The organism is Protofrankia sp. CiP1_Cm_nod3, from assembly GCF_982290655.1.
This window is the reverse complement of record NZ_CEVIVD010000007.1, coordinates 80,749-82,076: the sequence shown is the minus strand read 5'-3', so window position 1 is coordinate 82,076 and position 1,328 is coordinate 80,749. Positions and strand designations below refer to the sequence as shown.

2 protein-coding genes are annotated in these 1,328 nt (G+C 69.7%); both read left to right on the top strand.

The features are described from left to right. Positions 1 to 179: 179 nt before the first annotated feature. A complete protein-coding gene (locus AC5LUJ_RS03410; RefSeq protein WP_250282495.1) occupies positions 180 to 407 on the top strand; it encodes an acyl carrier protein in 228 nt (75 codons plus the stop codon). 444 nt (positions 408 to 851) lie between these two features. Further along, positions 852 to 1,328 (top strand): carboxyl transferase domain-containing protein (locus AC5LUJ_RS03405; RefSeq protein WP_493464449.1); only part of this gene is annotated, 477 nt, incomplete at its 3' end.

The window sequence follows — 1,328 nt, the reverse complement described above, 5'->3', positions numbered from 1 at the left end:
CACAATGACGCGCCTCGAAGACCCAGGAGCGTGGGACCGGCCTGCGCCGACCGCCGAGTGTTGGTGTTAGTGCTGGTGCTGACAGCGGAATTAGTGCCGTCCAAGGATCGCCCCACAGGATGTGGGACGCGGTTTCACCGGTTTCACCGGCCACGGCCGATGACGAACGGAGACGACGGATGGACAGCATCGAGGACCTGGTCGCGCTCGTCCGCGACGAACTGGGCCTGCCGGTGTCGACCACCGACACCGGCAGGGAACTCGACGAGATACCCGGCTGGGACTCGGTGCACCTGCTCACCCTCGCGACCATCCTGGAACGGACGACCGGGCAGCGGCTGTCCCTGCCGGACGTCCTGGAGGCGACGAGTCTGGAGCGGCTCTACGCGCTGACCACCGGCCGGTAGAGCACCACCGTACCGGGTTCCACCGGGTTCCACCGGGTTTCAGCGCGTTCCACCGGTCCGCTGAGCCCAGCGGGGTTCACCCGGGCCCAGCGGATTTCATTGGCGCCGGACCACATCGGGCGGCGCTGGTGCCCGCGTCCCGCGGTTCACCGGATCCGCGTCGGGGCTTCGACATCCTGCGTCGGGGCTTCGACAGTGGGCGCAAGCCGTCCACCGACCGGATGGGCACCGCCGCCACGAACCAGCGCCGGCCGGGAAGTGCCGGGACGGACGGTTACACCCACGCGTTTCCGTGGCCTGTCACGGCCCCGTTCCGGCGGATTACCGGCGGAGCGACCACGGCAAAGACCGTATGACGTTCCCTGAGCCGCGTCCGGATGCCGGTGCGCACCGGTCGCGGTGGCGTACAGGAAAACTTTAGAGCGGACCGGAATCTTGGCAAGAATGACAGAGGTAGCCAACGGCACACGGGCCGGCGTCAGCATCGGGGTCGGCGTCAGCATCCCCGAGCAGGACGTCCGCGATCCTCGCCGCAGACTGTCCCACCTGTTCGATCCCGACTCGTTCACATCGTTCCCCGCCACCGGCAGCGGCCGCGTGCTCGCCGGGCGTGGCCGGATCAACGGCATTCCGGTCATCGGCTACTGCACGGACGGCAGCCGGATGGGCGGGGCGCTCGGCGCCGAGGGTTCCAGGCACGTCGTGGCCGCCATCGACGAGGCGGTCCGCACCGCAAGCCCGGTCATCGGGCTGTGGCACTCCGGTGGGGCGAGCCTCGCCGAGGGTGTCGAAGCGCTCGACGGCATCGGCCAGATCTTCGCCGCCATGATCCACGCATCCGGCCGGGTACCGCAGATCTCGGTGGTGCTCGGGCCGGCCGCCGGCGGTGCGGCGTACGGGCCGGCGCTGACCGACGTCGTG

Excerpts from the sequence above, each read along its gene's own strand:
- AC5LUJ_RS03410 (WP_250282495.1), top strand. The coding sequence starts at position 180 with ATGGACAGCATCGAGGACCTGGTCGCGCTCGTCCGCGACGAACTGGGC.